The sequence below is a fragment of the Pseudomonas sp. ES1 genome (assembly GCF_050586605.1).
In the GTDB taxonomy this organism is placed as follows: Bacteria; Pseudomonadota; Gammaproteobacteria; order Pseudomonadales; family Pseudomonadaceae; genus Aquipseudomonas; species Aquipseudomonas sichuanensis.
In genome coordinates, this window is sequence record NZ_JBOBDM010000018.1 from 64426 (window position 1) to 90352 (window position 25927).

23 protein-coding genes are annotated in these 25927 nt (G+C 64.7%); 13 read left to right on the plus strand and 10 right to left on the minus strand.

Translation table 11 applies throughout. The annotated features are described in order from the left end of the window. Positions 1 to 149: 149 nt before the first annotated feature. Positions 150 to 1256 carry a tRNA 2-selenouridine(34) synthase MnmH gene (gene mnmH / locus ACQ4N9_RS10040; protein ID WP_390968637.1) on the minus strand — a complete coding sequence of 369 codons (1107 nt, stop codon included), beginning with the start codon at positions 1254 to 1256 and terminating at the stop codon, positions 150 to 152. After that, positions 1256 to 2290 carry a selenide, water dikinase SelD gene (selD, locus tag ACQ4N9_RS10045; protein WP_258643097.1) on the minus strand — a complete coding sequence of 345 codons (1035 nt, stop codon included), beginning with the start codon at positions 2288 to 2290 and terminating at the stop codon, positions 1256 to 1258. The genes mnmH and selD overlap by 1 nt, the downstream gene beginning before the upstream one ends. Positions 2291 to 2619: 329 nt before the next feature. Here selD and ACQ4N9_RS10050 point away from each other — a divergent pair, with 329 nt between their 5' ends. From ACQ4N9_RS10050 to phnE, 4 genes are read left to right on the plus strand one after another with little or no spacing between them, the layout of a single operon-like run. Beyond that, complete coding sequence (locus ACQ4N9_RS10050) at positions 2620 to 3474, plus strand: putative selenate ABC transporter substrate-binding protein (protein ID WP_390968639.1); 855 nt, start codon at positions 2620 to 2622, stop codon at positions 3472 to 3474. After that, positions 3471 to 4265, plus strand: a complete 795-nt coding sequence (locus tag ACQ4N9_RS10055; protein WP_390968641.1) for a phosphonate ABC transporter ATP-binding protein — start codon at positions 3471 to 3473, stop codon at positions 4263 to 4265. The genes ACQ4N9_RS10050 and ACQ4N9_RS10055 overlap by 4 nt, the downstream gene beginning before the upstream one ends. After that, positions 4259 to 5086 carry a PhnE/PtxC family ABC transporter permease gene (locus tag ACQ4N9_RS10060; RefSeq protein WP_390968643.1) on the plus strand — a complete coding sequence of 276 codons (828 nt, stop codon included), beginning with the start codon at positions 4259 to 4261 and terminating at the stop codon, positions 5084 to 5086. The genes ACQ4N9_RS10055 and ACQ4N9_RS10060 overlap by 7 nt, the downstream gene beginning before the upstream one ends. Beyond that, positions 5083 to 5850: a phosphonate ABC transporter, permease protein PhnE gene (gene phnE, locus ACQ4N9_RS10065; protein ID WP_390968645.1), complete on the plus strand. Its 768-nt coding sequence runs from the start codon at positions 5083 to 5085 to the stop codon at positions 5848 to 5850. Before ACQ4N9_RS10060 ends, phnE begins: the two co-directional genes overlap by 4 nt. Before the next feature lie 3 nt (positions 5851 to 5853). Here phnE and ACQ4N9_RS10070 read toward each other — a convergent pair whose 3' ends face one another. Beyond that, positions 5854 to 6642: a lysophospholipid acyltransferase family protein gene (locus ACQ4N9_RS10070; protein WP_390968647.1), complete on the minus strand. Its 789-nt coding sequence runs from the start codon at positions 6640 to 6642 to the stop codon at positions 5854 to 5856. Further along, on the minus strand, positions 6642 to 7397 hold the full coding sequence (gene olsB, locus ACQ4N9_RS10075) for an L-ornithine N(alpha)-acyltransferase (protein ID WP_110994904.1): 756 nt from the start codon (positions 7395 to 7397) through the stop codon (positions 6642 to 6644). The genes ACQ4N9_RS10070 and olsB overlap by 1 nt, the downstream gene beginning before the upstream one ends. A gap of 145 nt (positions 7398 to 7542) precedes the next feature. Between olsB and ACQ4N9_RS10080 the strand changes: the two genes are divergently transcribed. From ACQ4N9_RS10080 to ACQ4N9_RS10105, 6 genes are all read left to right on the plus strand, one after another. Continuing rightward, positions 7543 to 8430 carry an acyl-CoA dehydrogenase gene (locus ACQ4N9_RS10080; protein ID WP_390968649.1) on the plus strand — a complete coding sequence of 296 codons (888 nt, stop codon included), beginning with the start codon at positions 7543 to 7545 and terminating at the stop codon, positions 8428 to 8430. A gap of 144 nt (positions 8431 to 8574) precedes the next feature. Next, positions 8575 to 9651 carry a serine hydrolase domain-containing protein gene (locus ACQ4N9_RS10085; protein ID WP_390968651.1) on the plus strand — a complete coding sequence of 359 codons (1077 nt, stop codon included), beginning with the start codon at positions 8575 to 8577 and terminating at the stop codon, positions 9649 to 9651. Continuing rightward, on the plus strand, positions 9648 to 9944 hold the full coding sequence (locus ACQ4N9_RS10090) for an amidase (RefSeq protein ID WP_390968653.1): 297 nt from the start codon (positions 9648 to 9650) through the stop codon (positions 9942 to 9944). The genes ACQ4N9_RS10085 and ACQ4N9_RS10090 overlap by 4 nt, the downstream gene beginning before the upstream one ends. A gap of 44 nt (positions 9945 to 9988) precedes the next feature. Next, positions 9989 to 10582: a YceI family protein gene (locus ACQ4N9_RS10095; protein ID WP_125465437.1), complete on the plus strand. Its 594-nt coding sequence runs from the start codon at positions 9989 to 9991 to the stop codon at positions 10580 to 10582. A gap of 1 nt (position 10583) precedes the next feature. Beyond that, positions 10584 to 11741: a phospholipase D-like domain-containing protein gene (locus ACQ4N9_RS10100; protein ID WP_390968656.1), complete on the plus strand. Its 1158-nt coding sequence runs from the start codon at positions 10584 to 10586 to the stop codon at positions 11739 to 11741. Between the two features lie 74 nt (positions 11742 to 11815). Beyond that, the gene (locus ACQ4N9_RS10105) at positions 11816 to 12394 is read left to right on the plus strand and encodes a DJ-1/PfpI family protein (protein ID WP_125465435.1); all 579 of its coding nucleotides are present in this window, start codon (positions 11816 to 11818) and stop codon (positions 12392 to 12394) included. A gap of 152 nt (positions 12395 to 12546) precedes the next feature. Here the strand turns inward: ACQ4N9_RS10105 and ACQ4N9_RS10110 are convergent, their stop codons facing one another. After that, positions 12547 to 12945 (minus strand): nuclear transport factor 2 family protein, encoded by a 399-nt coding sequence (locus tag ACQ4N9_RS10110; RefSeq protein ID WP_390968658.1) that lies wholly within the window; start codon positions 12943 to 12945, stop codon positions 12547 to 12549. Between the two features lie 114 nt (positions 12946 to 13059). On the opposite strand from ACQ4N9_RS10110, the gene ACQ4N9_RS10115 reads away from it, so the two are divergent. Further along, complete coding sequence (locus ACQ4N9_RS10115; protein WP_390968660.1) at positions 13060 to 13650, plus strand: GNAT family acetyltransferase; 591 nt, start codon at positions 13060 to 13062, stop codon at positions 13648 to 13650. After that, positions 13647 to 14531 (plus strand): carbon-nitrogen hydrolase family protein, encoded by an 885-nt coding sequence (locus ACQ4N9_RS10120; RefSeq protein WP_390968662.1) that lies wholly within the window; start codon positions 13647 to 13649, stop codon positions 14529 to 14531. The genes ACQ4N9_RS10115 and ACQ4N9_RS10120 overlap by 4 nt, the downstream gene beginning before the upstream one ends. Here ACQ4N9_RS10120 and ACQ4N9_RS10125 read toward each other — a convergent pair. From ACQ4N9_RS10125 to ACQ4N9_RS10145, 5 genes are all read right to left on the minus strand, one after another. Next, positions 14519 to 16972: an RHS repeat domain-containing protein gene (locus ACQ4N9_RS10125; RefSeq protein ID WP_390968664.1), complete on the minus strand. Its 2454-nt coding sequence runs from the start codon at positions 16970 to 16972 to the stop codon at positions 14519 to 14521. The genes ACQ4N9_RS10120 and ACQ4N9_RS10125 overlap by 13 nt on opposite strands. Then, positions 16969 to 19569, minus strand: a complete 2601-nt coding sequence (locus ACQ4N9_RS10130; RefSeq protein ID WP_390968666.1) for a hypothetical protein — start codon at positions 19567 to 19569, stop codon at positions 16969 to 16971. The genes ACQ4N9_RS10125 and ACQ4N9_RS10130 overlap by 4 nt, the downstream gene beginning before the upstream one ends. A 63-nt stretch (positions 19570 to 19632) precedes the next feature. Beyond that, complete coding sequence (locus tag ACQ4N9_RS10135; protein WP_390968668.1) at positions 19633 to 20595, minus strand: hypothetical protein; 963 nt, start codon at positions 20593 to 20595, stop codon at positions 19633 to 19635. A gap of 205 nt (positions 20596 to 20800) precedes the next feature. Then, positions 20801 to 22957, minus strand: coding sequence for a hypothetical protein (locus ACQ4N9_RS10140; RefSeq protein ID WP_390968669.1), 2157 nt, complete (start codon positions 22955 to 22957; stop codon positions 20801 to 20803). Between the two features lie 202 nt (positions 22958 to 23159). Further along, positions 23160 to 24683 (minus strand): fumarate hydratase, encoded by a 1524-nt coding sequence (locus ACQ4N9_RS10145; protein WP_390968670.1) that lies wholly within the window; start codon positions 24681 to 24683, stop codon positions 23160 to 23162. A gap of 389 nt (positions 24684 to 25072) precedes the next feature. Between ACQ4N9_RS10145 and ACQ4N9_RS10150 the strand changes: the two genes are divergently transcribed. Then, the coding region (locus ACQ4N9_RS10150) for an iron-sulfur-binding ferredoxin reductase (protein WP_430932774.1) at positions 25073 to 25927 on the plus strand (855 nt) is incomplete at its 3' end.

The window sequence follows — 25927 nt, forward strand, 5'->3', positions numbered from 1 at the left end:
TGCCGCGAAAGGGCCGCGCAGCGGCCCCAGCGTTACCACATAAATTGCCGGGGCCGCTGTGCAGCCCTTTCGCGGCACAAGGCCGCTCCTACAGCTGTCGTGCAGTACCTGTGGGAGCCGGCTTGCCGGCGAAGGGCCGCGAAGCGCCCTTAGTGCTGCCCGCGCCGGGCCCGGGCCTTGAGGTACTCGCGCACCTCCCGAGCACCCCCGGCAAACTCGATGCGCCCGGCCTTGGCGTCGCGCTGGTAGGCGTACATCGGGTCGTAGTATTCCTTGAGCAACCCTTCGATCCAGCCCCGGTGCAGGCTCACATCACCGCTGCGCAACTGCTCGTCGAGGGCCTGGCCAAGCAGCGCGGACAACCGCTGAAAACGCTCGCCACCCAGGCGCTTGTGGATATTGGCCATGCTCTGGTGCAGGCGTTCGGCATACAGCCTGCGGCCGTCTTCTTCACCGTGCACCGCAACGAACTCGGCGCACAGGTTGGTCACGTAATCACGCAGGATACGCGCCACGCGGCTGTCGAAACTGTCTTCCAGCCACACCAGCGGGTAGTGCTGCATACCTTGGTAAAGTTCCAGTGGCACCGTGCAACTACCCACGATGCGGCCCTCGTCTTCCAGCACGAATTGGCCGATGCCCCGGTCGCGCTTCTTCAACACATCGATGGCCAATGCGTTCTCGAAGTCGATCTGCGCCGGTTGCGCGGTGGCGCGCTTGCCGAAGCTGGAACCGCGGTGGTTGGCATGGCCTTCGAGGTCCAGCACGTTGTCCAGCTGGTGCAGCACGTCGGTCTTGCCGGTGCCGGTGAGGCCGCCCAGCAGCACGAAGTCGCACTGCTCGACCGCCTGCTGGGTGGTTTCCAGCAGCAGGGTGCGCATGGCTTTGTAGCCACCGACCACCTTGGGGTAGTGGATGCCGGCTTCCTTGAGCCAGCCCTGGACGATCTGCGAGCGCAGGCCGCCACGGAAGCAATACAGGTAGCCGTCGGGGTGGGCCTGGGCGAACGCCGCCCAGGCTTGCAGGCGTTGCGCTTTCACCGCGCCGTTGACCAACTGGTGGCCAAGGGTGATGGCGGCGGCCTGGCCCTGCTGCTTGTAGCAGGTGCCGACCTTCTGCCGCTCCTGGTCGGTCATCAGCGGCAGGTTGACCACGCCGGGGAAGGCGCCTTTGTTGAATTCGACCGGGGCGCGCATGTCCATCAGCGGCACGTCGTCGAGGAACAGCTGTTTCAGGTGGGTGCAGTCGGGGCGCATCAGATCACCTCGACTGCGTGGCTCTGTCGCTCCACCAGCTCACCGATCGGTGCCAGTGCGAGGTTCAGCTCGGCGGCCACGGCCAGGAACTCGGCTTCGCCTTCAGGGCTGACCGCCACCAGCAGGCCACCGCTGGTTTGCGGGTCGCACAGCAGGTGCTTCTGATCGTCGCTGAGGGCGCCGATCTTGTGCCCATAGCTTTCGTAATTGCGCAGCGTGCCGCCGGGGATGCAGCCTTCGGCCAGGTAGTGGTCGACGCTGGGCAGGCGCGGCACGGCGGCGAATTGCAGGCGTGCGGTGAGCTTGCTGCCTTCGGCGACTTCGACCAGGTGGCCGAGCAGGCCGAAGCCGGTGACGTCGGTCATGGCTTTGACGCCGTCGAGCTTGCCGAAGCGGCTGCCCGGGGTGTTGAGGGTGCACATCCAGTCGCGGGCCAGGCCACGGTCCTGGTCACGCAGCTTGGCTTTCTTCTCGGCGGTAGTGAGGATGCCGATGCCCAGCGGCTTGGTCAGGTACAGGCGGCAACCAACGCTGGCGGTGTCGTTGCGCTTGAGGTGGCGCTTGCTCACCACGCCGGTGACGGCCAGGCCGAAGATCGGCTCGGGGGCGTCGATGGAGTGCCCGCCGGCCAGCGGGATGCCGGCTTCGGCGCACACGGCCCGGCCGCCACGAATCACCTCGCGGGCCACCTCCGGCGGCAGCACATTGACCGGCCAGCCGAGGATGGCGATGGCCATCAGCGGGTCGCCGCCCATGGCGTAGATGTCGCTGATGGCGTTGGTGGCGGCGATGCGGCCGAAGTCATAGGGATCGTCGACGATGGGCATGAAGAAGTCGGTGGTCGAGACCACGCCGCGTTCGTCGTCCAGGGCGTACACGGCGGCGTCGTCGCGCGAGGCGTTGCCGACCCACAGCTTGGGGTCCAGGGCCTGGGTGCCGCTCTCGGCGAGGATCACGTCCAGCACCTTGGGGGAGATCTTGCAGCCACAACCGGCGCCGTGGCTGTACTGGGTCAGACGAATCGGCTCGCTCATACGCACCTCTGCACAAATAGTGGCGCGATTGTAGCAAAGCTGGCCTTTGCGCCAGCGGCTCTTCAGCACAGCTGCAAGTTTGTAGCCTCAAGCAGCAAGTCGAAGCTGTCCGCATGCTGCCTTGCTTTCTTCTTGTCGCTTGAAGCTCACAGCTTGAAGCTGCTTTCAATAGTGGCTGGCCTTTGCGCCAGCGGCTCTTATAATTCCCCAACACAGCTGCAAGTTTGTAGCCTCAAGCTGCAAGTCGAAGCTGTCCGCATGCTGCCTTGCTTTCTTCTTGTCGCTTGGAGCTCGCAGCTTGAAGCTGCTTTCAAATTCGGAGAACCCCCATGCTCAAACGCCCTCTGGCACTCGCTGCCGGCCTCGTGCTGTCCTGCTGCGCCGTCGTTGCCCAGGCCGCCGAGGTACTGCGGGTCAGCGCCATCCCCGATGAAGCGCCGACCGAACTGTTGCGCAAGTTCAAGCCGCTGGGCGAATACCTCGAGAAGCAGTTGGGGATGGAGGTCAAGTTCGTCCCGGTCGCCGACTACCCGGCGGTGGTCGAGTCGCTGGCCAGCAACCGCCTGGACCTGGCCTGGCTGGGTGGCTTCACCTTCGTCCAGGTGCACCTCAAGGACCCGACCGCCACCCCGCTGGTGCAGCGTGAGCAGGACGCCCAGTTCACCAGCAAGTTCATCACCGCCAACCCCGAGGTGAAGAGCCTCAAAGACCTCAAGGGCAAGACCTTCGCCTTCGGCTCGATCTCGTCCACCTCCGGCAGCCTGATGCCGCGCTACTTCATGTTGAAAGAAGACAACATCAAGCCGGAGGACTACTTCAGCCGCGTTGCCTACTCCGGTGCCCACGACGCCACTGTGGCCTGGGTGCAGGCCGGCAAGGTCGATGGCGGCGTGCTCAATGCCAGCGTGTGGCAGAAGCTGGTCGATGCCGGCAAGGTCGATACCACCAAGGTGAAAGTGTTCGCCACCACCCCGACCTACTACGACTACAACTGGACGGTGCGCGGCAACATGGACCCGGCGCTCAAGGAGAAGATCAAGCAGGCCTTCCTCGCCCTCGACCCGGCCAAGCCTGAGCAGAAGGCGATCCTCGACCTGCAGGCCGCCAGTCGCTTCATCGAGACCAAGCCCGAGAACTACCAGGGCACCGAGCAAGCCGCGCGTGAGGCCGGCCTGCTCAAGTGAGTATCCGTCTGCAAAGGGCCGGCCTGCGCCATGGCCAGGTCCAGGCCCTGCAAGCAGTCGACCTGCGTATCGAAACGGGCGAGCGGGTAGCGATCATCGGCCCGTCCGGGGCGGGCAAATCCAGCCTGCTGCACCTGATGGCCACGGCGGTGCAACCCAGCGCCGGGCGCCTGGAATTGTTGGAAACGCAACCCTGGGCCCTGTCGGCAGGCGCCCGTCAGCAGCTGCGTGCGCGGGTGGCGCTGGTGCACCAGGCGCCACCGCTGCCGCCGCGCCAGCGGGTGGTGACGGCGGTACTGGCCGGGCGCCTGGGGCAGTGGGGCACCTTGCGTGGCCTGCTCAACCTGCTGCACCCGGGCGATGTGCCTGGCGTGCGCCAAGTGCTGGCCGAACTGGGCCTGGCGGACAAGCTGTTCGTGCAGTGCGGGCAGTTGTCCGGTGGCCAGTTGCAGCGGGTCGGTATCGCCCGGGCGCTGTATCAGCAGCCGCAGGTACTGCTGGCCGACGAGCCGGTGTCGGCGATGGACCCGGTGCTGGCTGATCACAGCCTGGCACTGCTCAACCGCCACGCCGTGGCCCAGGGCGTGACGCTGGTGGCTAGCCTGCATGCCGTGGAGCTGGCGTTGGCGCACTTCCCGCGGGTGGTCGGTATCCGCGAGGGCCAGGTGGCCTTCGACTGCCCGGCCACGGCGGTGACCCAGGGCCTGCTCGATGCGCTCTATGCCAACGAACAGCTTGGGTCACCTGTTGCCCCAGGCCCGACCCTGACCGTGCAGATCCCGCGATGCTGAACACTGACGCCCGCGATCCGGCGGCGCTGCCGCGTCTGCTGGTGACGCTGCTGTGCCTGGCTTTGCTGTGGCCAGGGTTGCAGCTGAGCGAATTGAACCCCGCTGTGTTGCTGCAGGCAGAAAACCGTCAGCAGATGGCCAGCTTCGTCGCGGGCTTCTGGCCGCCGGCCCATGACCGCGAATTCCTCGGCCTGCTGTGGCAGGCCACGCTACAGACCTTGGCCGTGGCTACCGCCGGCATGACCCTGGCACTGCTGCTGGCAGTGCCGGCCAGCTTGCTGGCGAGCCGTGCGCTGTCGTTGCGTGCGGCGTCCCGGGGCGGCAGGGCAGGCGGCTGGTCGCGCACCCTGCGGCTGCCGGTGCGGGGGCTGCTGGTGTTCCTGCGCAGCGTGCCGGAGATCGTCTGGGCGCTGTTGTTCGTGCGCGCCGTGGGCCTGGGGCCGACCGCCGGGGTGCTGGCCATCGCCATCACCTACAGCGGCATGCTCGGCAAGGTCTATGCGGAAATCTTCGAGTCGGTCGACCAGCGCCCGGCCCACGCCCTGATGCAAGCCGGCAGCGGGCGGCTGGCGGCATTCTGCTACGGCATCCTGCCCAATGCGGCGGCCGAAGTGGTGTCGTACACCGTGTACCGCTGGGAGTGCGCGGTGCGTGCCTCGGTGGTGATGGGCTTCGTCGGCGCCGGCGGCCTGGGGCAGCAGATCGACTTGTCGATGCGCATGTTCGCCGGCGCCGAGGTGGCGAGCATGCTGCTGGCGTTCCTGGCGCTGGTGACCCTCGCCGATATCCTCAGCCGCCTGCTGCGCGGGAGGTTGGCATGAACCGGGCGATCAACCTGCTGGTGCTGCTGGCGATCGTTGCCGCGGTGCTGGCCTCGTTTGCCTACCTCGAGCTGGACATGCAGGCCGTGGTCGGCAATGGCGGGCTGGCGCAGATGGGCGAGTACGCCGGGCGCTTCCTGCACCCGGACCTGTCCGCCGGGCATTTGCGCGCGGTGGCCTGGGGCGCTTTGGAAACCCTGGCCATGTCCGGGCTGGGCACCTTGCTGGCGATGGCCCTCGGCATGCTGCTGGCACTGCCCGCCGCTGGCCGCTTCGGTTGGCCGCTGCAGGGTGCGACGCGGTTGCTGCTCAATGCGCTGCGGGCAATTCCTGAACTGGTCTGGGCCGCGCTGACCGTGCTGGCCGCAGGGCTGGGGCCCAATGCCGGCACCCTGGCGTTGGCGCTGCACACCGCCGGGGTGCTCGGCCGCCTGTTCGCCGAGGCGCTGGAGAACGCGCCACCTGAACCGGCGGCGGCGATCCGCCTGCAGGGCGGCAGCCAGGTGGCGGCGTTCTGCTTCGGTACCTTGCCCAACCTGTGGCCGCAGTTGCTGGCGTACAGCCTGTACCGCTGGGAGAACAACATCCGCATGGCCAGCGTGCTGGGCTTCGTCGGCGCAGGCGGCCTGGGGCAGATGCTCTACACCACCCTGAGCCTGTTCCAGGAGGCCCAGGCCAGCACGGTGATCATCGCCATGCTGGTGCTGGTGCTGCTGGTGGATGCCTTCAGCGACCTGTTGCGCCAGCGCTACGTGCGCGCCTGAACCTCAGGCCGCACGCGCCTGGCGTCGCGGCGCCGCTTCTACCGGCTCGGCGCCGAACAATGCCAGTTGAATCGCCTGCTGGGCCTGGAAGGCCAGCGCGGCGCGTTCCTTATCGGCGCTGGTGACTGGCGCCAGCAAGTGGATCAGCACTTCGCCACGCTCCTGGCTGAACAGGCGCATCAGGTGCGACACCAGGTCGTCCTCGCCAATGAAGGGGGCGATCGGGTCCGGCATGCCAGCGCGCAAGTATTGGATCGCCACCGGCTGCAAGGGGGTGCCGTGGTCGATGGCACCGGCCAGCAGGCGGCCATGGAAGGTACGCAGGCTGCGGCCATCGGTGGTGGTGCCTTCGGGGAAGATCAGCAGCGGTTGCTGCTGCTCCAGCTGGCCGCTGATCTGTTCGCGCAGGCGCTGGCCGTCGCCACCGCCACGGCGGATGAACAGGGTGCCGGCCTTCTCGGCCAGCCAGCCGGCTACCGGCCAGTGGCGCACTTCGGCCTTGGACAGGAACGACAGCGGGGTGAGCATGCCCAGCAGTGGGATATCGGTCCAGGACACATGGTTGCTGACCCACAGCATCGGCCGTTGCGGCAGGGTACCGACCACCCGCACCTCGAAGGGCAGGGCGCCGACCAGGCGCTGCATGAACATGCGCGTCCAGCGCTGGCGGCGTGCGAGCGAAGCCTTGAACCCCAGGCGTTCGCCAACGGCGATCAGGCTGGCCAGGCCTAAGCCCAGCGCCAGGACCATGAACAACCGCAGCAGGCGGGCGCAGGCCCGCAGGCGCGGCATCAGACTGCCGCCTTGAAGTGGCGGGCGTAGCGCGGGCAGAGGTCGTCGCGCTTGAGCAGGATGAACACGTCGGCGACCTGGAAATCCTCGTCCCAGCACGGCTCGCCGCAGATCTTCGCGCCCAGGCGCATGTAGGCCTTGAGCAGCGGCGGCATCTCGGTGATGACGTTGCCGGGGATATCCAGGCTGGGCAGCGGGTTCTTCGGTTCGGCGCGCAGGTGTTCGGTGCACAGGTAGCGGTCGCGCAGGCGCTGCATGATCGCGTGGGCCTGCACACCGCCATCCTGCATGGGGATGCTGGCGCAGCCCATCAGGTAGCTGTAACGGCCTTCGTTGAGCACCTCTGCCAGCTCACCCCAGAGCACGGCGATGGTGCCGCCGTTGCGGTAGTCGGCATCGACGCAGGTGCGGCCCAGTTCCAGGATCGGGCCTTGCAGTTGCAGCAGGCCATGCAGGCGGAACTCTTCTTCGCTGTAGAAGCGCCCCAGGCTGCTGGCGGCCTGGTGGTCGAGCAGGCGGGTGGTGGCCACCAGTTGGCCGGTGGCCAGGTCACGCACGCCGATGTGGCGGCAGTGGATGTCGTAGTCGTCCATGTCCAGGCCCTGTTCGGCGCCCTTGAGCTTGGCCTTGAATTCGGCGCTGAACACCTTGTAGCGCAGGGCCTGTGCTTCCTGCAGAGCCGCCTCGCCAACCAGGCGTTCGGCTTGCAGACGGCGTTCAGGGCTGTTGTCGCCAGAGCGAGCGATCCGAGTCATTGCGAGTCTCCATAAGCCAGCCAAAGGGTTGCGGCCGGTCGGCTTTGTTGTGCAAAGTCAGCCTAGGTAGGGGTGGTGTCACCCCTGTGAACCTTTGGTGATGCTTGCGTGACACCCCCCACAAGCCCTTTTCAAGGAGCGTCCGATGGCCTGGTTGCAACGACTCAACGACCCGCTGCGGCATCCGCTGGCGGCCACCCTTGGCGAAACCTACGCGGCATTGCTCGAACGCCTCGGGGGCGTCAGCCCGTTCGAACTGGCGGTGCTCGGCGGGCGGGCCATGGCGACGCCGGGGCTGGCGTTCCTGGTCGGCTACCAGGCCGCCTTGCGTGTGCTTTGGCCCAGCGCCCCGGCCAGCCTCGGCGCCTTGTGCGCCACCGAGCGGCGCAGCGTGCGCCCGGCCGACATGCACACCCGCCTCGACGGCCTGCGCCTGACCGGCAGCAAGGATTTCGTCACCGCCGGGCTGGATGCCGAATGGCTGCTGGTGGCGGCGCGCAGCGAGGGGCAGGGCGAGGCGCCGCGGCTGCAACTGGCGGTGGTCTACCCCGGTGAGCCGGGGGTGACCGTGGAGGCCTTGCCGACTTTGCCGCTGATGCCCGAGGTGGGCCATGGTCGTGTGCGCCTGGACGAGGCAGCCTGCGAACTGCTGGCCGGCGACGGCTGGGATGCCTACGTCAAACCCTTCCGCTCCCTCGAAGACCTCTATGTGCTCGCCGCGCTGGTGGCCTGGCTGCATGGCGTGGCCCAGGAATGCGCGTGGCCGCAGCCGTTGCGTCTGCGTTTGATCGGCTTGCTCGCCGGCTGTGCCGAAGGCAGTCGGCAGTGTGCCGACAGTGTTGCCTGTCACCTGTTGCTGGGTGGGTTGTTCGCGCAGTTCGAGAGCCTGCGCGCCGAGATCGACAAGGCTTTTGGCAACGGGCCTGGCCACTGGGCGCAGTTGTGGCAGCGCGACCAGGGGGTGCTGGCGCTGGCCAGCGCTGCCCGGGAAAAGCGTCTGGGCAAGGCCTGGAGCGCTGCAGGATTGTCATGAAAGCCTGAGAGGCTGGGTGATCCGTTAAATCGGGGCCGGCCCTTTTGCGGCACAAGGCCGCTCCTACAGGGAATCGCGATCCCTTGTAGGAGCGGCCTTGTGCCGCGAAAGGGCTGCAAAGCAGCCCCCATTCAGGCGATCAAGATGAAGGCACTGTGGTTGATTCTGGCAATGGCGGTGAGCCCTGTCCGGGCCGAAGACTGGCCCATCCCCACCTGGCCGGTCGACCCTGCCGCCATCGACTGGCAAGCCGTCGACACCTACGCCTTCCCGCCACGCACCACCGACCGCAGCGGCATCCGCACCGACGCCCTGCTGATCATCCGCGATGGCCGCATCATCCATGAGCGCTACACCGCCCCGACCCGCGACGACACCCCGCACCTGACCTGGTCGGTGAGCAAGAGCGTGCTGGCGACGGTGATGGGCGTAGCCTTCGGCGAAGGCCGCTTCAAGCTCGATGAGCCTGCCGCCCGCTATTACCCGCCCTTGCAGCAACATCCCGAACTGCGGCTGCGCGACCTGCTGCACTGGGCCAGCGGCCTGGCCTGGCAGGAGGACTACGAATACGCACCGCTCAAGTCATCGGTGGTGGCCATGCTCTACACCCGTGGTCGCGCCGACATGGCGGCCTACACTGCGGCCATGCCCGCCGCCAGCGCGCCCGGCCAGCGCTTTATCTATTCCAGCGGTGACAGCAATCTGCTGGCTGCCACCTTGCGTGGCCTGCTCGACGCCGGCCAGTACGATGACTATGCCTGGCAGGCGCTGTTCACCCCGCTGGGCATCGACAGTGCGGTCTGGGAGCGCGATGGGGCCGGCACCCTGGTCGGCTCCTCTTACCTGTACCTGAGCGCTCGCGACCTGGCACGCATCGGCCTGCTGATGCAGCGCGGCGGACGTTGGGGTGAGCGGCAGTTGTTGCCCGCCGACTGGGTGGCGTTCAACCGCACCCTGTTCGCGCAGGCCGAAGCGATACCCGGTGAGGCCAACCCGGGCGGCCACTGGTGGCTCAACCAGCCGCTAGCCGGCCAACCCTTGCCCTGGCCCGACGCACCGGCGGATAGCTTTGCGGCCCTCGGCCACTGGGGGCAGGCCTTGTATGTGCTGCCGGCGCAGAAGCTGGTGATCGTGCGCTACGCCGATGACCGCGACGGTAGTTACAGCCACAACGAACTGCTCAAGCGCGTGCTGGCCGCACTGGCCGGGGAGGGTGCATGAAGCGGATTGCCCTGCTACTGCTAGTGGCCCTGCTGGCCTGGGCCTGGCACGAACGCCAGGCGCTGGCGGACTTCCCCGGCATCCTCTCGGCCTATTCGGCCAAGGAGTATTGCTCGTGTCGCTTTGTCATGGGTTTCGACCAGGCCTATTGCCGTGGCTATGTGCAGCAATATCTGCCGCTGGGCCTGCTTGAGGAAGACAGCGCTGGCCGCCGGGTCAGCGCCGAGGGTTTGGGCCGGCGACACGAGGCGGCCTGGCAGGGCGCGCGCGTGGGCTGCCGCTTGCTGCCGTGAAACCGGGCGGTTAAGGTTGACGGCCTTGTGTAACAGGATTTCACATGTTCAAGCCGTCCCGTGTTCTGCCCTCGCTGCTGCTGCCGCTGTTCCTGGCCGCTGGCTTGCCCGCCCATGCCAACTGGCACCTGGATGGCGAGTCGTCGCGGCTGTCCTTCGTCACTGGCAAGAATGGCAACATCGCCGAAGTGAACCGTTTCCTGGTGCTGCATGGCACGGTCGATCGCAAGGGCGCGGCCGAGGTGAGCATCGAGATGGACTCGGTCAGCAGCGGCATCCCGCTGCGCGACGAGCGCCTGCGTGACGAACTGTTCGAAGTAGAGCGCTTCGCCGACGGCAAGGTGCAGGCGCAGATCGACCTGCGCCCGATCAACGACCTGGCCAACGGTGCCCAGCTCGAGCTGCGCCTGCCGGTGAGCGTCACCCTGCATGGCCAGACCCACAACTACGACACCCTGTTGCTGGCCACGCGCCTGGACGAACGGCGCTTCCAGGTGGTGACCCTGGAGCCGCTGGTGCTGCGTGCCGATCACTTCGGCCTGCTGCCGGGGCTGGACAAGCTGCGCAAGCTTGCCGGGCTCAAGTCGATCAACCCGTCGGTGCCGGTGAGTGCGGTGCTGATCTTCAACGCCCGCTGACATGCCGGGGCCGGTCTTCCCCTGGCGGGATGGCAACCAGTTCGAACTGTTGATCGACGGCCCCGAATTCTTTCCGCGCATGCTGCTGGCCATCGTGCGCGCCGAGTTCCAGGTTGACCTGGAGCTGTACCTGGTCGAAGGCGGCGCCTGCGCCGAGGCGGTGGTGGATGCCCTCGAGCAGGCCGCCCGCCGTGGCGTGCGGGTGCGCTGCCTGTTCGACGACTACGGCTCGCTGGCGTTCCCGACGGCCCTGCGCCAAAGGTTGCTGGCGGCCGGCGTCTACCTGCGCTGGTACAACCGCCTGCGCTGGCGCCGTGGCTTGCGCAACCTGTACCGCGATCACCGCAAGCTGCTGCTGGTGGACGAGCGCTGGGCGGTGGTCGGCGGCACCGGTGTAACCGACGAGTTCTGGCAGCCCGGCGAACCCACCAGCGAATGGCACGAAGTGATGGTGGGTATCCAGGGGCCGTTGGTCGGCGACTGGCAACTGCTGTTCGACCGTCAATGGGCCGCCAACCAGCGGCGTACCGCCTGGCGCCCACCCGAGGGCTTTGGCCTGCCGCGCTTGCCGCAGGTGCCGGCGCAGGGGCAGGGCATGGGCCGGGTGGCCTATGCCGATGCCCGCCAGCACAAGGACATCCTGCATGCGCTGGTGCGCGCATTGAACAGCGGCCAGCAGCGTATCTGGCTGGCCACCCCGTACTTTTTGCCCACCTTCAGCGTGCGCCGCTCGTTGCGCCGCGCCGCGCAGAAGGGCGTCGATGTGCGCCTGCTGCTCACCGGCCCGCGCACCGACCACCCGGCGGTGCGCTACGCCGGCCACCGTTATTACCCCCGGTTGCTACGCGCCGGGGTGCGGATCTTCGAATACCAGCCGTGCTTCCTGCACCTGAAGATGGTGCTGGTGGACGACTGGGTCAGTGTCGGTTCGTGCAACTTCGACCACTGGAACCTGCGCTTCAACCTCGAAGCCAACGTCGAAGCACTCGACCCGCCGCTGACCGCCGCCGTGGCCGCCAGCTTCGAGCGCGATTTCGCCCAGAGCCAGGAGGTCGACCTGGCCCGCTGGCATGCCCGCCCGTTGTGGCGGCGGGTGCAGCAGCGGCTGTGGGGCTGGCTGGATCGGTTGGTAGCCAACCTGCTCAATCGACGCGACTAGCGGCTTATATCGCTGGCCGGCAAAGCGGACTATCGTGCTGGGATTGTTCCCATGCAACGGAAGGAGTGGATGCGATGACGGCGAAGAAGATTCTCATGCTGGTCGGTGACTACGTCGAAGACTACGAGGTGATGGTGCCGTTCCAGGCCCTGGCCATGGTGGGCCATACCGTCCATGCGGTATGCCCGGAGAAGATCGCGGGGCAGACCGTGCGTACGGCGATCCACGACTTCGAGGGCGAGCAGACCTACAGCGAGAAGCCCGGGCACAACTTTGCCCTGAACTACGACTTCGTCCAGGTGCGGGCCGAAAGCTATGACGCGTTGCTGATCCCTGGCGGGCGAGCACCGGAGTACCTGCGCCTGAATGACAAAGTGTTGGAGTTGGTGCGGGCGTTCGACCAGGCGGGCAAGCCGATTGCCGCGGTGTGCCATGGCGCGCAGTTGCTGGCGGCGGCCGGGGTGCTGGAAGGGCGCGAGTGCAGCGCTTACCCCGCGTGTGCGCCGGAAGTGCGGCTGGCGGGTGGCAAATTCATCGACATCGCGGTGGACCAGGCGCATGTGGATGGCAACCTGGTGACGGCGCCGGCGTGGCCTGCTCATCCGGCTTGGCTGGCGGCGTTTCTGAAGGTGCTGGGGACGAGGATCGCCTGACCTTCTGCCACAGAACTGCACATGAGTGGTTGATTTAGCAGGGGCCTGTGGGAGCGGCTTTAGCCGCGAACACCGGCGAAGCCGGTGCCATTACCGCGTCGCTTGCTTCGCGGGTAAACCCGCTCCCACAGGGTACGCGGCCCGCTGATCTTTCAGCCCACTTGCTCGACCCAGTCATTGAGGTTGTAGTAGTTGCTCACCCGGGCAATCTTGCCGCAGTGAATGTAGAAGAACGCCCCCGCCGCCAGCACATACTGCTGCCCACTGGCCGGCGGCAACCCTTCATCGTCGGCCAGGTACTCGCCATGCACGGTGAACTCCGCCGCCGCGCGGTTGCCTTCGGCGTTCTGCATCACCACCAGATCGGCCAGCCGCTCACGGTAGCAGCGGTTCATCTTGTCCATGAACGCGGCAAACCTGGCCTTGCCCATCTGCCGCTCGCCCTGATTGATGTCATGGATCACGTCCTCGCTGAGCAGGGCGAGGAAGGCGGGCATGTCGCCGGCGTTGAAGGCGTTGTAGTAGGCGGTGACGAGTTCGGTAGCGGTCATGGAGAAATACCTGTCGCGCAGGGGAAAGGGAATGGCCTGGGCCCGATGATAGGGTTTCCCCTCAGGCCCGGCTTAGCCGAGCGCGTCATCCACATCGACAAAACGACCGCCCCCATGGAAATTCGCCTGCTCCATGGCGCCGCCATCGCGCCTTACATCGATGACCTCGCTCGCCTGCGCCTGACGGTGTTCCGCGAGTTCCCCTACCTTTACCAAGGCACTGAAGCTTACGAAGCCGATTACCTGGCCACCTATGCCCAGTCCGGGCGCAGCCTGGCAGTGCTGGCGCTGGACGGCGGCCAAGTGGTCGGCGCTTCGACCGGCCTGCCGCTGGTGGACGAGACGCCCGAGTTCCAGCAGCCATTCCTGGCCCAGGGCCGTGACCCGGCCTCGGTCTACTACTTCGGTGAGTCGGTGCTGCTGCCGGCCTACCGCGGCCAGGGCCTGGGCGTGCGTTTTTTCATCGAGCGCGAGTCCTATGCCCACAAGCTGGCCGAGTTCGACTATTGCGCCTTCTGTGCCGTGGAGCGCCCGGCCGGGCATCCGCGCCGGCCTTCGGGCTACAAACCCTTGCATGGCTTCTGGCGCAACCGTGGCTTTCTGCATGAGCCCTCGCTGCGCACGACTTATAGCTGGCGCGACCTCGACGAGCAGGAGCAGTCGAGCAAGATCATGTCGTTCTGGCTCAAGGCACTGCCGGCATGATCCGCCTCGCCGCCTGCCAGTACGCCATCGAGCTGTTCGAAACCTGGGAGGCTTACGCGGCACACCTTGAACGGCTGTGCGCCGAGGCCGCCGAACAGGGCGCGCAACTGCTGCTGTTGCCGGAATACGCCGGGATGGTACTCAGCGGGCAATTGCCCGCCGAGCAGCGCAGTGACCTGAAGGGCTCGATAGCCGGCATCCAGCCGCTGATCGAACCCTGGCTGGCGCTGTGCGAAGGCATTGCCCGACGTTACGGCGTTTACCTGCAGCCGGGCAGCGCGCCGGTGCTGGATGCCGACGGTCACTACCGCAACCGTGCATGGCTGTTTGGCCCTGAAGGCCGCCTGGGCCATCAGGACAAGCTGATGATGACGCGCTTCGAGCGCGAGCAGTGGGACATTGCCCCGGGTCAGGGGCTGTGGGTGTTCGACACGGCGCTGGGGCGGTTGGGCATCCTGATCTGCTACGACAACGAATTCCCCCTGCTCGCCAGGCACCTGGCCGAGGCCGGTGCCGACCTGATCCTGGCGCCCAGTTGCACCGACACCGAGGCCGGTTACCACCGCGTGCGCATCGGCGCCCAGGCCCGGGCACTGGAGAGCCAGATCGCCGTGTTGCAGAGCCCGACCGTGGGGCAGGCGAGCTGGTCGCCGGCGTTGGACGTGAATGTCGGCCGCGCCGGGTTGTTCGTGCCGCCGGACCATGGCATGCCGGCGGATGGCGTGATGGCACTGAGCGCCGAGCTTGATCCGCCTGGCAGCCAATGGTTGCGGTGCGACCTTGACCTTGGGCAGCTCCGTCGGCTGAGGCGGGAGGGGCAGGTCCTCACCCGACGGGACTGGCCGGAACAGTTCTCTGCCGGCGTCGCTCACCCAGGGTAATAGAGCTTGCTCCTGGCAACCGAGTAGGACTTGTCGGCAAAAGCCGGGAAATGGCCGTTGAACCGGCGCAAGGCCCTGCTTGGCAATGATGGCTTGTAGACAGGAATGTTATTGAAGCCCGGGCTCCAGAGTGGTTCGTATGTTCGAGGCATCTGCAAGGTGGCCGTCCCTTTGAGGAAAATCTTCTGGCTGTAGGCTTCCACGGGCCGGCGCAGCTCATTGGCGATCTTCTGCGCCGCGCCACTCTTGCCACCCCAGCATGCCAGTAGCACGATCTTCTGGTCGGCCGGGTAACCCATCTCGGCCAGGCGCGGTGCTATCAGGTTTCTGGCGATGTTTGCGGCATCGTCGGCTTGGCCTTGGGCATTCATCAGCATGCCCAGCGGGTGGCCGTGAGTCACGAATGCCGCGGTGTTCTCTGCATACAAGTTCGGGATGAAGGCCACATCGCCACCTTCCTTGGTTGTGCCAAATAGCACCGTGGCGGGGCGCTGGCCGTCACCTGGGCCGATTCTGTAAGGCTTGAAGGAGGCAAGCTTGCTGGCCGCGCGCCCCGAGCTGTTCGAGAGCCCGGCGGCCCATTTGGCCGCAGCAGGCGCCATGCCCGCCACCGCGCTGGCAATGCCGGTGCCCAGGGAGAGCCAGCCGAGCACGCTGGCGGCCTTGCTGTCGGCATCGCTGGCTTGCAGGGCGGCACTAGCGGCCCCGGTGCCGAGGGAGACGGCACTGAGGGCGGCGGTGCTGATTGCCAAGGCACTGTTGGCGCTGAGGGCTCCCAGGCCTCCGGCGAGGACGGTGGCGACGGCCGGGGCAGCGGTGCCCAGGCTGGCCAGGGTGACCGCGGCGCCAATGGCTAGGCCAACGCTGGCCAAGGTCCAGCTCATCCAGCTGTGGCCATCCGGGTCGATGCGGTTGATCGGGTCGCCGCCGCAGTAGGCGTAGGCATTGATGCCACCACGGCCGAACGGGCTTTCGCTGTCGGGGGCGAGGAACATCATCAGCAGTGGATCGTAGGGGCGATAGCCACCGGGGATCAGCCAACTGGTCAACGGTTCCTGACGTTCCCCGGCAAAGCCGAACCGGGACAGGGTCGAGTCGCTCGGTGTGCTGCCGTAGGCTGTGTAGCGGCGTTGGCGAACATCGTCGTCCACTTCCAGGCGTACGCTGCCCTGGCCGTCGCAGCCAAGCAGAGTGGTATTGGCGCCTGGGTGGTTGATCGCGAACAGCGAGGCACCATCACCTACCAGGCCGTGACGTTGACCGGACCGTTGTGTGTGGGTCGGCTGATCGGCGCTGAAGAAACTGCGCTCGAGCTGGCCATCGAGCACCCGGTCGCACAGATGGCCGCTGGCGTCGTAGCGGTATTCGCAGGTTTGGCCATCGAGCTGCACCTGTGCCAGTCGCTCATGAGCGTCCCAGTTCAGCTGACGGCCCAGGCTGTCGGCGATCAGGCGGCCGCACGCGTCGTAGGTGAGGTCGATCCGTTCGGGCCAGGATGGGTGGGTATGGGTGATCGAGACAACCTGGGTGGGGTCGTTTTCGGCGTAGCTGAACCGAGCCTCGTCACGGCTGCCATCGGCAAAGTCACTGACGATGTGGGTATGACCGTCCAGGGCGTTGAAGCTCAAACTCTGTTCGACGACTCGGTTGCCGAAGGGGTCTTGCGGCGCGGCGTGCAGGTCGGCCTGGTAGTGCACCAGGCGACAACGCAGGTCGTAGGCGAAGGTCTCTTCGCCCTGCTGCTCGCCGTCATGCCAGGTGCGTGAGGTGAGTTGGTCGAGGCCCGAGTAGCCGAGGGTCTGGGTGAAGGTCCGGGTGTTGCCGTCGTTGACCACGGTGAAGGTGTTGCGATGTTCGCGGCCCATGCTGTCGTAAGTGATTTTTCGCGTGAGCAGACGGTCAGCGACGGGGTCCTGGGTGGTCACGGTTTCGAGGCGGGAGAAGGCGTCGTAGGCAAAAGTAGTCGTCACGTCGCCGACTTTGAGCACACTGAGCCGGCCGAACCCATCGTGGTGGCGCTGGTGCTCCACTGCGCCGCTGTCGGTGAAGCCCAACAGCTGGCCATTGAATGAGTAGCGCCACTGGGTGCTGTGCTCCTCGCCATCGACCTGCCATGCATCACGCAGTGGCAGGCCGGCGCCGTCGAAGCTCCAATGCTGGCTGCACAGCTCGCCGCTGGCGCTGCAAGGCAGGCCGAGCGTGGGGTGGTAGTCGAGGCGTTGCTGTGTGGCGCCGTCGGCATGGCTGGCAAGCAATGCATTACCCAGCTGTGGCTCGTAGGTAAAGGCCACACGCTTGCCATCGGCCAAGGTGTTGGCGCTGGGCGGTAGCTGCCCGGCCCGGTAGTGATAGTGGGTGCTGCGCCCGGCGACTGCCACCGAGCGCTGGCGGCCGAGGCCGTCGAAGGTCTGGCGACCGAGAATCAGGGTGTCGGTGGTCATGCGGGGGCCTGCGCTTGTGCGGGAGTGATGGCAATGGATTCCACGTGCTGGTCATCGCTGTGAGCGGCGAAGGTCCAGGCCAGGCGAGTACCGTCGGGCAGTTGTTGCTCGACCAGCCGCGAGTAGTGGTCGTAGCGCTTGCGGTTGATGATGTCGGTAGCGCCTGGGACGGTGAGGCGCTCCTCTATGACCCGGTCCAGGCCGTCGCGTGTGAGCTTCAAGGTGCGCACCAGTTGGCCGTCGCTGTCGAAATGCTGTTGTCGGGCGGGGCTGCCGGCCGCATTCAGCTCGATGACCTGTCGCGGGCCGTTGCGCCCTGCGGCAACCTGCCAGTGCTCGGTACGCTGGCGAACCGGGTCATGGCGAGCATGTCGCTCGATGCCCTCGGGGCTGATGGTAAGTGCGGCCTGACCCCAGTCGTCGTAGGCGGTAGTGGTGGTCAGGCGTAGCGGAGCAATGCCTTCGCCGAGCCAGTCGACGGCCGTCTCGCTGACCGGACGGCCCAGCGCGTCAAACTGGGTGTGAGCGACGGTCCTGAAGGTGCCCGGTGCCTGCTGGATATCTTCCAGCTCCACCCTGACCGTTCGGCCATCCCCATCGAGCCACTGCCGTTGGCGGCGGCCGGTGACCTCGACCTGCTCGACCATCACGGGGTTGAGCGCTTCGCCGCTGCCGGCTTGCCTGGCGACAGTGTCGCCCAGGTGGTAGCTGGCCTGGCGCTCGGCCTGGTAGGGGCTGTTGGCGGCCGTGATGGTGCGCACGATCCGGCCGAGCGGGTCATGGGCGTAGGTCGTGAGTGCCCCGGCCTCGTCACGCTCCCAGGTGGTCAAGCCGCTCAGCAGCGAGCGGGCATCGCTGCGGGTCGAGCGGTTCTCGGCGTCGTGCTCGAAGCCGATGAGCGTGGTCTGCGTGACCAGATCGTCGTGCTCGATGCGGTAGTGGTATTCGGTCGTGGTGGTCATGCCATTCAAGGTCGTGGCGCTGCGGGCCAGCCGCCCGTAGCCGGGACCTGGAGCGGTGCAGTAGACCTGGCTGGTGGATTCCAGCAGGCGTTGCTCGCCCTCATCCCAGCCTTGTTCGCGTGCCACCACGGTGTGGGCAGGTTCGCCGTCGAGCAGCGATGGCAGAGCCTGGTACGTATACAGGGTGCCTAGTGTGGGTGCCTGGCCGTCAGCCGGAGCCGGCGTCACGGTCTTGCTCCTGAGCCAGCGTACCCTGCCCAGCGCATCGGCCGGGCAGCCGTCGGCACCGGTCGCCGGGTAGTAGCTGTTGTGTTCCGCGACACCACTGGGGTAGCGCACGTGCAGGATGTTGCCTGCATCATCGTATCGGTAGCTGGTGGTCTCGGTGCGGCTGGCGCCATCGCGGGCATGATCGATATAGGTCATGGAGACCTGCAGGGGCAACTGGCACCAGGCCGGCTGCTGCTCCCAGGTGAGGCGCGGGTCCGCGCCATGGGTGGTGGTCCTGCGTGTTTCACACGGGCCTTGGCGCGTCACTTCGCTGACCAGCAGGTGATGGCGGTCCCAGGTGTAGTGATGGCTGCCAAGGGCCTGGCCGTCGCTGTCGCTCAGGGTTTCGATGACTTCATAGCGATAGTCGCCTTCGACCTGGTACAGGTTGTCTCGGCCGGTATGCCAGACGAAGGCCTGGTCGCTGCCGAAGCCAAGAAAGTTGTGTTCGCCGAGCCAGGTGTAAGTACGGTTGAGTTCGCTGCCGTTGCGGCCTGTGGCATGGGTCCAGGCAACCACCCGAGGCAGGTAGGGGAAGGGGGCTCCCGGTGGCAGGTGATGGCCATCGCTGTCGCTGGCCCAGTGTACGAAGTCTTCGGCACCCAGCGGGCTGCGGATGTAGCTGGGTAGCAGCAGGGTCGTCGCACCGGCAAGGTCGATGGGCTCGTACTCGATGCTGAACGGTTCGTTGACGCCAGGCAGGTGAACCTCGGTCAGCCAGTCATTGCTGAGCAGCGTGCGCAAGGTGGTGGGCTGCTGGCTGTGCGGGTTGAGGATGAAGTGCAGCTCGCCCTGGCGATTTTCCAGGGTTAGCAGGGGGCGTTGTTCGTCGCGGATCTGCTGGAGCCTGTAATCGCCCTCGGCGAACGGCAGCCAGTCGAAGAACAGCCTTCGACCTTCCGGGGAGCGCAGCTCGGCCAGCAGGTAGCGACCGCTGCCGCTGTCCTGGCGCCTGAGAATCTCGCATTCCCCGGACTTGTGGTCGACGCGCAGGCTGCCGTCAGCCTGCCAGGTCACCAGGAAGGTGGTCAGTTTCTGATCGTGCAACGCCAGTCGGCCATTGACAGTGAACTGGGAGGCACCCAGGTCGACGGCGAACTGCTCGCCCGAACTCAGGCGCAGCCTTGCTGCGTTCTGGTCCAGGTCGATTTCCGACAGGCCCAGTGCCCAGCCTTGGCCATAACCGCGATCGAGGGCGGAGTTCAGCAGGTTGAAGCTGAGGGTCAGGGTCAGGGTGGGGCCGCAGAGCTGGTTGGCCGGTGGCAGCGGCAGGGCGATGGCCAGGGTGAACTGGCCGGTGCGAGGGTCTACGCCGGTCTTCAGGAAGTCCAGAAAGTTGCCGGCTTGGGTGTGCAGTGCGGACATGCAGGTTTCCTTGGTTGAACCAGAAACGCCGGGCACCCCTTTTCGGGGCGCCGAGCCGGTGTATCAGACGTTGCCCTGGATGACCTGGAAGTCGATGGCGTGGCCGCTTTCCTTGCTGAGGAATTCGATGCGATGTTCGTTGCCGTTATGGTCGATGAGTTTCCACAGGCTCTGCTCTTCATCGAGCGCGTTGTAGTGGCGTGCATAGAAGCGTCGGTGGTAGCGGTGCAGCGTCATCTGGTTGGGGCGTTGGGTCAGGCGGCCCCGCGAACCGGGTACATCCAGTGCGAAGGCCTGACCCACACCATGGACAGTCACTTCGGTGTGCTGGCTGTAGTCGTTGGTCAGTTGGAAAGAAAACAGCGCATGGTCCCAGTTGTGGCGTTCGTAGAAGGCGTGCCCACCGGGTGTTGCCTGGGAGCGGCTTTCCACGATGAAGTTGTTGGGGTCCCTTAGGCCGAAATATCCGACCTGGTGCTCGACTTCGTCATCCCAGTAGTTCCCGGAGGATTGCTTGTAGGCGATCGTGCCTTCCATCTTCAGCTCGAAGGCCGAATCGGGGAGCCGTTGCGGCGAAATGGACTCGATGACCACCGACGACTTGAACGGGGCGACGTTGGTTTCGAAATGGCTCTGCTCGTCCTTCCAGATCCCGGCATACAGGGTGCTCAGGGTGCCGCCGGGCAGTGTCGAGGTCACGTAGAAGCGGCGGCGGATGGTAAGGGGCGAGGACTCCATCAAGGGGCTGGGCACAACGCCGGAGGCGGCGTGGTAGGCGAAACGCGGGTCGCGCTCGTGATGGGCTTGCAGCTCGGCATCCAGAATGTGGAGCTTTCCGTCGTCGTCGATCTGCAGCAGTTCGAGCGAGGCCAGGCTTTGTTCGGTGATGGTCTGGCCGTCGCGCGGTTCCAGGGTCACGGTGACTTCGACCTGCTGGCGGCCATTGGCGTAGACGCGATTGGAGTTGGAGGTCACATCGACGCGGAATCGACGCAGCCATTGATTGGCGGATTGTGTGTGGGTCATGAGCCCTTCCTGTGTGGGAGATGAGGGCTCATTTAAGTGGGAGAAGGGGCACGGCGAGCGGTATATATATATCGCTCGAGCGCCGCTATCTGGCCTGACTAATATTCCCCGGACAGGTTCAACGATTATTGCTATGGGGGATTTTATCAAGCAAGGAAGCGATGGCAGCTAGGCCTTGTATAAAAAGTGCCGTGCTATCTCGGCCTTACTTGCCTGTTTTCGCCTTGCTTGATCGTCGTTCAGCGAATTTTCGTACAAGCCCAAGTGCAAGAAGAACGCTGCGAAGATAATTCTTTAATGCTGTCAATTTGAATAGCCATGCCGTGGGTTTTGGCTCTTTTTGTAGGTCTACGTAATTGGCGCCAATCCATTTCAATTTAACTCCGAAACTGTTCGTCAGGTTGGAAACCCACAATGGCCAGCCATAGCCATTTTGATCATAATATGTTATCAGGTACCCGGCGTCTGAATACTTGTAGCCGTTCCCGTCATTGGTAAGCAGTCGGGATGCATAAGCGTTTCCAAGTATACCGTTTATTTCTGCGGTAAGCGCATGGTCGGGGCTGACTTTGACAGTGCGTTTGTAGTCGAGTCTATAGTGTTGTTGAATGCGTTGTATGTTGTCTTTGTAATTTCTGTAGTGCAGTGTCGTTGTGTTTCCTGATGAGTAACACAGTTTGTACGAGCGGTCCGATATCCAAAGTCTGTGCATGTCTATGTCTTTGCCATCGTTATTATAAATATCCACGCGACCGTAACTAAAACTTGAGGGGGGGAGGTCGTAATTTCTTTTCAAGGCAGCGAGCGTCGCTGAGCTATTTGACTTGCCGGCTACCGTATTGCCCCCCGGGGATAAGTCTTTTTGATACGTGTGATAGGTGACGCCATCTAGGACCAAACGAGCTGCAACCTGTAAATTAAACTCGCCACTGGTCTTTATCCAGAATCGTACGGTTTGGTCGCTCTGCAAAGGTTTTTGGAGCGTCGATACTTGTGTGCCCAGGACATCGAACAAGTCATCGGGGAAACGCGGGGCCTCACTAATGTAGGTCGTGTATTGGCTGCCTAGCGCTGCGCCTGTGTCGTATCTTACCAGCTCGATCTTGTTCAACTCAGCTGGCGTAAGCTGTACGGGCTGCTGTTTATCGTCGAGTGCACGAATCACGACGTCGATGAAGGTGGGTTGGCGGGCACTATTGTGAAGTTTGCAGAGGACGTTGTTGTCTGCCAAGCCGAGCCCTTTCACCTGGAAGAACGCAATGTTGGCGACACGTAACGGCGAGGTCTGTTCGTCCAGGGTGCTTGTGTTGACCACCGTGAGCTTGGAGCGACGACCCAACGGGTCCGACTGCGTACCGTCGAAGGCGATGGACAAGCGATGACGGTTGCCATGCCGGTCGTAGGCGGAGAGTCGGCAAGGGCCATCACGTTTGGTGGCTTTGGTGGCTTTGGTGTCTTTGATTTCGTAGTAAGGGATCTGGTTGTCACCTTGCAGTAGCACGATGACGGCGCCGGTGTTGTCAGTGTTGACCTCTTCGACCTGACGCGCTGGGAAGTGGGGGCCCAGACAGATACTGGTGTCGTAGAGCACCGTCTTGTTACCAGGCCATGCGATGCCGACGTGTGATGCGAAGGTCTGATCTGGCTGATGATCCTGCCAGCGGATCATGCCATTGGTATTATCCGGCTCGCATTGCGCGTAGGAAAAGGGTACTTCAATGGGCATCAAACGGTGCTCGTGAATAAAGCGGGAGCCGCCGACGGTGTCGCCTTCGTTTCGGGTCTGCGCCCAGTGGTAGTCTTGCGGGAAAACGTAATTAGGAGCCGGATGGGCATAGAGGTCAATGGAACTGTCATAGATGTCGTCAGAGTAATAGTCCTCGCCCTTTCCGCCATCATCGGCATCCCGGGTGATGGCCACACGCAGGGTCACTTTGCTGCCAGCCGGCGCTTGGCTATGAATATAACGCTGCTTGTAGCGAATTTCGTTGTCATTCAGCCAATACGACGGGTTGTCCTCACGGATCAAATCTTTTTCGTCCATACCGGGAGGCGGCGGCGGTTCGGGGAGTGGGGGTAGATTCAAGGCTGGGAAATAGTCGAATCGCTCGTCATGATGCTCGCTGTAGAACCACGGGGCTGAAGCATCCTCTGGAAGCGGGTCGTAAATGCCGATGACTTTCTGACTGACGATGCGCAAAGAATCGAATTCCCTTTGGGATAATTCTTGCCCAACGTTTGGTCGCGCCAGAATGATGACCTCCACCTGCTGGCGGCTATTGTTGAAAACTGAAGTGCTGGCGGATGAAAGAACAATTTCAAACCTGCTGAGCCAGTCACTGATTGAGCGTTTAGTTTTCATGATGGCCTGACCTGATGGTTGGGTTTCAGGTAGGATTCTATTCAGGCGGCGAGCAGTTGAAACCTGGCAAAAATATCAGGTGGCGATGTCGGCAGTGCCCCTGTCGCAGGCGTCGATAAAGGTTGGTCGTCAGAAATTAAATAATGAATTGGAATAAAAACGCCCGGCAATGGCCGGGCGTTTGATATCGCATGGGCGATGATTACTTCACTTCCACCGCCAGGCTTTCGGCGATCTTGCTCTGCCACAGCGCAGGGCCGGTGATGTGCACCGACTCACCCTTGCTGTCCACCGCGACGGTGACCGGCATGTCTTTCACTTCGAACTCGTAGATCGCTTCCATGCCCAGCTCGGCGAAGGCCAGGACCTTCGACTTGCGGATGGCCTGGGCCACCAGGTAGGCGGCGCCGCCGACGGCCATCAGGTAGACGGCCTTGTTGTCCTTGATCGCTTCGATGGCGGTCGGGCCACGTTCGGACTTGCCGATCATGCCCAAGAGGCCAGTTTGCTCGAGGATCTGGCGGGTGAACTTGTCCATGCGGGTGGCGGTGGTCGGACCGGCAGGGCCTACCACTTCGTCACCGACCGGGTCGACCGGGCCGACGTAATAGATGAAGCGGCCTTTGAGGTCGACCGGCAGCTCTTCGCCGCGGTTGAGCATCTCGACCATGCGCTTGTGCGCGGCGTCGCGGCCGGTGAGCATCTTGCCGTTGAGCAGGATGGTCTCGCCTGGCTGCCAGCTGGCGACTTCTTCTGGGGTGATCTCGTCGAGGTTGACGCGACGGGCGCTCGGGCCGGCTTCCCAGACGATTTCCGGGTAGGCGTCCAGCGACGGTGCTTCCAGTTCGGCAGGGCCGGAACCGTCGAGCACGAAGTGGGCGTGACGGGTGGCGGCGCAGTTGGGGATCATGCACACCGGCAGGGAGGCGGCGTGGGTCGGGTAGTCCATGATCTTGACGTCGAGCACGGTGGTCAGGCCGCCCAGGCCCTGGGCGCCGATGCCCAGCTGGTTGACCTTGTCGAACAGCTCCAGGCGGATCTCTTCGATACGGTTCTGCGGGCCACGGGCCTTGAGCTCATGGATGTCGATGGACTCCATCAACACTTCCTTGGCCATGACGGCGGCTTTCTCGGCGGTACCGCCGATGCCGATGCCGAGCATGCCTGGCGGGCACCAGCCAGCGCCCATGGTCGGGACGGTCTTGAGCACCCAGTCGACGATCGAGTCGGACGGGTTGAGCATGGCCATCTTCGACTTGTTCTCGGAACCGCCGCCTTTGGCCGCGACGTCCACTTCTACCTTGTCGCCAGGGACGATGGAGTAGTGGATGACGGCCGGGGTGTTGTCCTTGGTGTTCTTGCGGGCACCGGCCGGGTCGGCCAGGATCGAGGCGCGCAGGACGTTCTCGGGCAGGTTGTAGGCGCGGCGCACACCTTCGTTGATCATGTCGTCGACGCTCAGGGTGGCGTCGTCCCAGCGTACGTCCATGCCCACGCGCACGAACACGGTGACGATACCGGTGTCCTGGCAGATCGGGCGGTGGCCGGTGGCGCACATGCGCGAGTTGATCAGGATCTGGGCGATCGAGTCACGCGCGGCGGGCGACTCTTCACGCAGGTAGGCCTCGTGCATCGCCTGGATGAAGTCGACGGGGTGGTAGTACGAGATGAATTGCAGGGCGTCGGCAACGCTCTGAATCAGGTCGTCTTGCTTGATCACGGTCATGCAGCGCGCTCCTCTTAAAGACGGGAACATTCAAATAGGCACACCGACAACGCACACCGGTATGTCGGCAGTGCCTGGCAAGGCCCTGGCTGGTCGGGCCGGGGCAAAAAGGCGCGGCAGTATACCGCGCCCCGCCGTGGGAAACACCTGCGGGTGGTCTGGACCTTGGTCGGCTGCGGGGCGGGCATCGTTTTTGCTGATGACGTGGGCAGGGTGATGCTGTTCAATGGTTTAACGGGTGACATCGATTGGGGCTGCTGCGCAGCCCTTCGCGGGTAAACCCGCTCCCACAGGGAATGCACCGACCTTGTGGGAGCGGGTTTACCCGCGAAGGGCCGCCAAGCGGCCCCATTGCTTGATCATCAGGCGAGTATTTGGAGATCAATGACATGGCCGAACTGACTGTGGGGGCGCGCCGATGGGCGGTGCCTTTCGGCAGTAATCTTCTGGATGCGCTCAACGGCGCCGGCTGCGCCGTGCCCTACAGCTGCCGCGCCGGCAGTTGCCATGCCTGCCTGGTGCGCTGCCTGGACGGTATGCCCGGGGATGCGAAGCCCGAGGCCCTGGCGGCGGACAAGCGTGAACAAGGCTGGCGCCTGGCCTGCCAGTGCTCGGTCAACAGTGACCTGGTGCTGGAACTGTTCGACCCTCGACGCGACGGTGTTGCTGCTACGGTCAGCGAACTGGCCTGGTTCGGCGACGTGCTGCGCCTGCGGCTGCTGCCCGAGCGGCCATTGCGCTACCAGGCCGGCCAGCACCAGGTGCTGTGGTGCGGCGATGTTGCGCGGCCCTACTCGTTGGCGAGCCTGCCGGGCGAGGAAGCCTTTCTGGAATTCCACCTTGATTGCAGGCGTTCGGGGGCCTTTTGTGATCGGGCCAGGCAGTTACAAGTAGGCGATGAGCTGAGGCTGGGCGAGTTGAGAGGTGGGGCTTTGCATTACGACCCGGACTGGCAGGAGCGGCCGCTGTGGTTGTTGGCAGCGGGGACCGGGTTGGCACCGTTGTGGGGCATCTTGCGCGAGGCGCTGCGCCACGGGCATCGGGGGGAGATTCGGGTGCTGCACGTGGCACGCAGCGCTGAAGGACACTATCTGACGCAGTCGTTACAGGCGCTGGACGGGGTGACGGTCGAATTGGTGTTGGCGGCGCAGTTTGATGAGGCGTTGGCTGGGTTGAAGCTGATGTCGCGTCGGACCATGGCGCTGGTGTGCGGGTCGCCGGCGGGTGTGGAACGGTTTGCCCGG